This window comes from Actinomadura sp. 7K534, assembly GCF_004348575.1.
Lineage (GTDB): Bacteria > Actinomycetota > Actinomycetes > Streptosporangiales > Streptosporangiaceae > Spirillospora > Spirillospora livida.
In genome coordinates, this window is record NZ_SMKB01000334.1 from 1 (window position 1) to 6325 (window position 6325).

7 protein-coding genes are annotated in these 6325 nt (G+C 73.3%); all 7 read right to left on the minus strand.

All coding sequences use genetic code 11. From position 1 onward, the window contains the following. The coding region (locus E1266_RS34625; protein WP_132054388.1) for an SDR family NAD(P)-dependent oxidoreductase at nt 1-146 on the minus strand (146 nt) is incomplete at its 3' end. After that, nucleotides 143-1096 carry a hypothetical protein gene (locus E1266_RS34630; RefSeq protein ID WP_132054390.1) on the minus strand — a complete coding sequence of 318 codons (954 nt, stop codon included), beginning with the start codon at nt 1094-1096 and terminating at the stop codon, nt 143-145. The genes E1266_RS34625 and E1266_RS34630, both read right to left, overlap by 4 nt. Further along, a complete protein-coding gene (locus E1266_RS34635) occupies nt 1089-1835 on the minus strand; it encodes a hypothetical protein (RefSeq protein ID WP_207946099.1) in 747 nt (248 codons plus the stop codon). Before E1266_RS34635 ends, E1266_RS34630 begins: the two co-directional genes overlap by 8 nt. Continuing rightward, nucleotides 1832-2980, minus strand: a complete 1149-nt coding sequence (locus E1266_RS34640; RefSeq protein ID WP_132054392.1) for an aromatic ring-hydroxylating dioxygenase subunit alpha — start codon at nt 2978-2980, stop codon at nt 1832-1834. Before E1266_RS34640 ends, E1266_RS34635 begins: the two co-directional genes overlap by 4 nt. A 12-nt stretch (nt 2981-2992) precedes the next feature. Further along, nucleotides 2993-3979 carry an alpha/beta hydrolase gene (locus E1266_RS34645; protein WP_207946100.1) on the minus strand — a complete coding sequence of 329 codons (987 nt, stop codon included), beginning with the start codon at nt 3977-3979 and terminating at the stop codon, nt 2993-2995. Beyond that, entirely contained in the window at nt 3976-4779 is an 804-nt protein-coding gene (locus E1266_RS34650; RefSeq protein WP_132054394.1) for an oxidoreductase, read from the minus strand. Before E1266_RS34650 ends, E1266_RS34645 begins: the two co-directional genes overlap by 4 nt. Continuing rightward, nucleotides 4776-6325: nitrilase-related carbon-nitrogen hydrolase (locus E1266_RS34655; RefSeq protein ID WP_132054396.1), on the minus strand; the 1550-nt coding region annotated here is incomplete at its 5' end. The genes E1266_RS34655 and E1266_RS34650, both read right to left, overlap by 4 nt.

Here is a 6325-nt window from a genome sequence, read left to right on the forward strand (position 1 = left end):
TCGCCGAGTTCGGCGAGCGCCTTGCCGACCGACTCCCGCGACCGGCCGCAGATCGCGACGCGGACGTCGCGGGCCAGGAACTCGGCGGCGAGGCCGAGCCCGATGCCGCGGGTCCCGCCGGTGATGACGACCGCCCGGCCCGTCATACCCCGGCCTCCCAGGTCAGGACGCCGTGCAGGACGGCGTGCAGGACGTTGCCCCTGAACAGCTCGTACACGACGGTGAGGGTCTCGCCGGCGGTCATCCCGGGAGTCGCGTCGACCATGAACTCGCGTCCCTTGACCTTCCACACGTCGTCGGCGAAGTGCAGGACGGGGTAGTTGGCGCGGCCGAACGCCTGCGCGTTGCCCCAGGCGTCCGGGCCCTCGTAGAAGGAGCGGGTCCCGTCCCGGCGGGCCTCGACGGTGTAGTCCCGGTCGAGGGCGCCGGTCCAGGTGACGTGGTGGCGGGTGCGCAGCAGGTCGAGGGGCTCCAGCCGGATCGACACCGTGACCTCGCCGGCCGGTTTCTGGTCGGCGCCCCACAGCTCGCACGTCCCGCTGTACGCGCCGCGCTCCTTGGTCGGCAGGATGAACGGGATCGGGCCGTGCCGGGTCTCGCCGGCGAGGAACCGTTCGATCGCGTCCCTGGTCGCGGGGTTGGCGTCGTAGTCGGTGGTGCGCTTGTAGACGCCGTTGAAGCAGCCCACGACCGCCCAGCCCTGGTACAGGGTGGACGAGTACACCTGCGTCCGGCCGTCGGGCAGGACGTGGTTCCAGGTGTTGAGGTCCACCTGCCAGCCAGGCCCGTAGTAGTGCGCGTCGACGAACCCGCCGTAGGGCTGCCCGGTGCCGTGGAAGTCGGGCCCGGTGTAGATGCGGTCGCCGTCGGAGTCGACCACGCCGAACGCGAACGGGGCGCCGAGCCGGAACCGTCCCGCGAGGGGGCCGCCGCCTTCGAGCCCGCCGTCCATGTAGTACGTGGTGACGCCGTCCTCGAAGACCGAGGAGCGGCGGATGTCCTCGTACCCCTGCCAGGTGCCCGCGGCGTCGAACAGGGACGGGCGGCCGTGCCACTCGCCCTCGATGCGGCGCTGCCACTCGCTCGGCTCAGCCATCGGCGGCGCTTCCGCCCCGCAGGTCGTTGGAGAGCAGTTCGGCGCGCAGCTCCTCGGCCTGCTGGTCGCCGAGCAGCCGGGCCACGTTCGCCCACACCGGGTCGACCTCCGGGCTGAACAGCGCGGCGCGGTTGCGGGCGTCGCGCGCGGCGAGGCCGGCTCCGGTGAGCGTGTCGAGGGCTTCGTCGGGGACGCCCTTCACCAGCAGGTCGCGCCAGTGCTCGAAGTAGCGGTCGAGGTAGGCGCCGATCTGCGCGAAGTGCTCGTCGTCGGCCCTGTTGACGAGCATCCAGGGCGACATCATGGCGTGCTGCCGGGGGCCGATCGCCGCCGTGGACGGCCCGAACCGCTCCTTGACCTCCTCGTACACCGGCGTCAGCGGCTGGAACACCGCGTTGACGTACGCCAGGTGCGCGCCGAGGTCGACCCGCGGGACGAGGTCGATGTGGTACGCGAGCTGCCCGCCCGCCAGCACCGAGTCGAGCGTGAAGTGCGGGACGGCCGAGTCCGCGGCGGTGAACGCGAAGATCATGTGGCTGTCCATGCCGATCTGCGGGACGGTCAGCCCGATGCAGACGACCTTGGCGATCCGCTCGCCGCGCAGGACGTGCAGCGTGCCGACCGGGTCCGGGGACATGGGGCTCGTGAGCGCCTTCTCGCGTACCGTCTCCAGCGGCTCGACGCCGGCCAGGGCCGCCAGCGTCCGGTCGTTCAGCGCCTTGGGCGCGGACACGCTCACTCGCTCTCTCCTTCGGTGACGGTCCTGTCGAGGGGCACCGGGACGCCGCCGCGGGGGCGGTGCTGCCAGGCGCGGGCCAGTTCCGGGTTCTCCCGGCGGGCGGGGGACGGGATCACGGTGGCGCTGCCGCGCCTGCCGTTGACCGGCAGCTCCTCGTGCTCGCCGAGCCACCAGCCGTCGGCCATCAGCTTCTGGCGGCGCCGCCGGTAGGCGACCTGGAGGGCGTCGGAGCGCAGGTGCAGCTCGTCGGGCAGGTCGTAGGGCAGCAGCTCCGGACGCTGGGTCTCCACGACCACCTTGTCCTGCAGCAGGATGCTGCGGATCCGCTTGCGGGCGTCGTTGTCGGCCCACTTGCCGGTGAAGAAGTTCCGGTAGCCGACGATCTTGACGAGGGTGCGGTTCCGGTCGAGCGGCACGTTGTGGTCGTAGAGGATCATGTCCCCGAACGGCAGCCGGACGTGCAGCTTGACGATGTTCGGCAGGTACCAGCCGTTGGTGACGATGACCTCCTCCGGCCGCCCCTTGTACAGCCGCTTCCACAGGCCGCCCGCCGGCGGCGGGCTGAGCCGGATGTCGGCGGTCGCCGACCACTCGTCCTCGGTGACGTCGTAGTCGGGGATCTCCGGCTTGTCCGGGTTGCCGAACCGGGTGCCGTGCACGAACGGCGTGTGCGCGGCGTCCACGACGTTCTCGAACGTCCGCTCGTAGTTCGCCTCGATGACCATCTCGACGTACACGGTGCGGAACGCGGGGTCGTCGTGCTCGGGGAAGTGCGGGAGCGGCGGGCGCTCGTCCTCGGGCAGGTCGCCGAGGAACGCCCAGACCATCCCGTACTGCTCCCGGACCGGGTAGGAGTCGACGCGGGCCCGCTTCGGGATGCCGCGCCCCTCCGGGTTGGCGGGGATCCTGCTGCACGCGCCGTCCGGCTCGTACTGCCACCCGTGGTACGGGCAGGCGATCCTGTCGTCGACGAGGGTGCCGCCGGACAGCGCGGCGCCGCGGTGCGCGCACAGGTCGGACAGGCAGACCACGCCGCCGTCGCGTTTGCGGTAGAGGACGAAGTCCTGGCCGAGGCAGGTCACCCGCTTCGGGGCCCGGGTGACCGCGTGCGCGAACTCGACCGCGTACCAGAAGTTCTTGAGCATGACGGGCTCTCCCTATCGTCGCCGCAGGTCGATGAGCGCCGGGTCGGCGGACGGTGCGACGTCCTCCCCGCGCACGTGGGCGCGCAGGAAGGCGGCCGCGAGGTCCGTGAAGGCGCGGCGTGCCTCGGCGGGGTCGGTCTCGGGCGGCAGGTCGAGGAACGCGCGGGCCGCGGTCGGGTCGACCGGGTCCGCGACGGCGAAGTGGTTGGCGCCGCGCACGACCGCGAGCAGGTCGCGCGGATCGTGCAGCGCCTCGGTGAAGGTGCGGGTGACGGGGTCGGACGGCGCGTCCTGCCCGTACCGGTCGGAGCTGCCCATGATGACGCCGTCGCGCGTGCCGACGCCGAGCAGCACGGGGCAGTCGACCTGCGCGGGCAGCACGGTCCCGGGCGGCCAGCCGAGCATGGTGGCGACCATGGTGTGCGTCCCGTAGGCGAAGCAGGCCCGGACGCCGGGGACGAACCGGGCGGACTGCAGCACGACGGTGCCGCCCGCCGAATGCCCGCCGAGCGCGATCCGGGTGCGGTCGAGCGACCCCTTGAGCAGGTCGATGCCGTCCAGCGCGTCCAGGACGGCGGGCAGCGCGGGGCAGGTCGGCCGCGTGCCGTAGCCGTCGGGCTTGGCCGCGTTCAGGTCGACGCCCGGGGTGAGGCCGTACCGGCCGCCGAACAGCTCGGCCACCCGGTCGAACGTCACGACGACGAACCCGGCGGCGGCGATGCCGGTCGCCAGCGGGCGGTAGACGGCCTGCTCGACGTTCACCCCGGAGCAGAACACGACCACCGGGTAGGGGGCGCCCCGCGGGTCGACCGGGATCTCTCCCGACAGCCGCTCGGCGGCGGTGCCCTCCGCGCGGGCCGGGTAGTACACCTTGAGGTGCGCGGTGCCGAACGGCGCGGGGCCGCCGGTGTCCGCCGACCACCACAGCGACCGGACGCCCGTTCCCACGAGCGTCCCGGTGTCGGTGCGGGTCCCGGTGGTCTGCGTCTCGGTGGTCATGGCCGGGGCAGCTCTCGGTCGCCGCCCCACAGGGCGCGGACGAGGCGGTCGGTCAGCTCCTGGCCGAAGTACCGGACGCCCATCACGTTCGCCGGGTCGCGCTCGGCGATGTTGCGGCGCGTCGCCAGGTCGGCGGCGGCGAGCGCGGCGCGGTCGGCCTCGGGGACGGGTTCGGCCTCGTCGACCCAGCCGAGCCAGCGGTCCACGTGCTCGGTGAGGAGCCGCTCCACCAGGTCGATGTTCTTCTCCTCGCGGGGGAAGGAGTGGCAGTGGGCGGTGGGGGACAGGCTCGCCCGGATGAAACCCGCGCGGCTGGTGAACCACTCCAGCTGCGGGTTCTGCTCCCGGACCGCCAGCCACTCGGCGTTGAGGGGCTCGTAGTAGGCGTCGTAGTACGCGCCGTCCGCGAGCAGGTTGGTGCGGGGCACCGAGTCGACGTAGAACCAGCCCTCCGGCCAGACGAGCAGCGCGACGCCGAGGTGCGGCACCCGGATCTGCGGGCCCAGCCACACCGTGAGGTGCAGGTTGGCGAACCCGGCCGTCGGGTTGCCGAGCCAGGAGTGGACCATCCAGTCGACCTCGGGCCCGCTGTAGGCGGCCAGGCGCCCGCCGGGGCTCTCGGGCGGGTTGCCGTACGACTCCAGGTCCTCGGTGGACGGGTCGCGCGCCAGCTCGAACCGCGCGTCGATCTTCGCCTTGAGACGGTCCAGGATCGTCCCGAACCGGTGGAAGGTGTCGGTCACGTCGATGACGGGGGACTCGTCCACCATCTGCTCGACGTGCTGAAGTGTCTCCTTCAACGGCGTACTCCGCTCGGTTCGTCGCTCGGTGCTTCGTCGGCCAGTGCGGCGACCGCGTGCGCGGGACGTCCGCCGACCAGGTCGGTGTTCTTGGACACGAGCCGGTTCACGGCCTGCGCCGGATGGACGGCGGCCATGGTGACCGGCCCGGTCGCGCGGGTGACGAGGGGGTGGCTGATGCGGCCTTCGAACGGCCCTTCCCAGGACGTCCACAGGGTGAAGTCGGCGGGCAGTGCGAGGACGACACCGTCGTCCGGCCCGGAGGCGACGACGTTCAGCCGGTTCTCGGCGGCGCGCTCCGGCAGGCCGAGGGCGATCTCCCAGTCCTCGGCGGGGGTGAACGGGACCGCGACGGCGTCGGCGTCGGCGATGGCCGCGAGCCGGAAGACCTCGGGGTAGAGGGCGTCGTCGCCGGTGACGAGCGCGAGCCGTCCCCAGGGGAGGGTGAAGACGGCGAGCCGCTCGCCGTATTCGGTGGCCCAGGCGGAGTGCCGCGCGCTGGCATGCAGCTGGTGCTGGCTTCCGGCGAGGCCGTCGGCGTTCACCAGGTAGGCGGCGTGCGCGGCGCCCGCCCGCACGCTCGTCACCGCGTGCGCGGTGGTGCCCTGGAGCGCGGCGGCCAGCGCGGAGACGACGGCGCCGGGGTCGGCGTCCGCGCCGAACGCCAGCTCCGGCAGGACGACCAGCTCGGCGCCCGCGGACGCGGCGTCCCGCACCAGGTCCGGCGAGCGGACGGCGGCGACGTCCACCTTCGCGTCGCCGGGCGGCGCGGCGCGGGGACGCGGCGGCGCCACGATCGGGGCGTACAGGCTCGGCCTGCGGGCGGCGAACAGGTCGGTGCCGTCCGGGCGGGTCTTGCGGTCGGCGAGCGCGGGGTCGATGTCGGCGACGACGACGGCCTCGCCGGTGCGCGGCCCCTTCGCGACGACCGTCCCGTCGGGGGCGACGATCTGGCTCTCGCCCGCCCCGTCCAGCAGGCCCGCCGGGACGCCGAGCCGCTCGGCGATCGCCGGCAGGAGGTCGCCCGGCAGCAGCGGGCCGACCTTGTTGGCCGCCACCACCCACACCCTGTTCTCCGCCGCGCGGACGGGGACGTGCAGGCCGGCCTCGTCGGTGGCGAACGAGTTGAGGCTGTTCAGGAGCACCTGCGCCCCGCGCACGGCCAGGTCGCGGGGGACGTCGCTGGTGACGCCCTCCATGCACGCGTACATGCCGAGCCGGCCGAGCGGGGTGGCGACGACGGGGCCGGCGGCGGTGCCGGGGTCGAGGTGGTCGCCCTCGGCGCCCATCAGCGTGAGCTTGTCGGAGCGGCCGAGGAGCGCGCCGTCCGGCCCGTAGAGCAGGCTGCTGACGGTGACCCGGCTTCCGCTGGAGAGGGTCACGTTGACCTTGACGTACGTGCGGTGCGCCGCCGCCCGTTCCCGGATCGCCGTGAGGAACGGGCCGTCGGGCGTGCAGGCGTGCCGGAGGGCCTCCGCTCTGTCCGCATACCAGGACAGGCGGTTGCAGAACTCCGGCAGGACGATGATGCTCGCACCCTCGGCGG

Excerpts from the sequence above, each read along its gene's own strand:
- E1266_RS34630 (WP_132054390.1), bottom strand. The coding sequence starts at position 1,096 with ATGGCTGAGCCGAGCGAGTGGCAGCGCCGCATCGAGGGCGAGTGGCAC.
- E1266_RS34640 (WP_132054392.1), bottom strand. The coding sequence starts at position 2,980 with ATGCTCAAGAACTTCTGGTACGCGGTCGAGTTCGCGCACGCGGTCACC.
- E1266_RS34645 (WP_207946100.1), bottom strand. The coding sequence starts at position 3,979 with ATGACCACCGAGACGCAGACCACCGGGACCCGCACCGACACCGGGACG.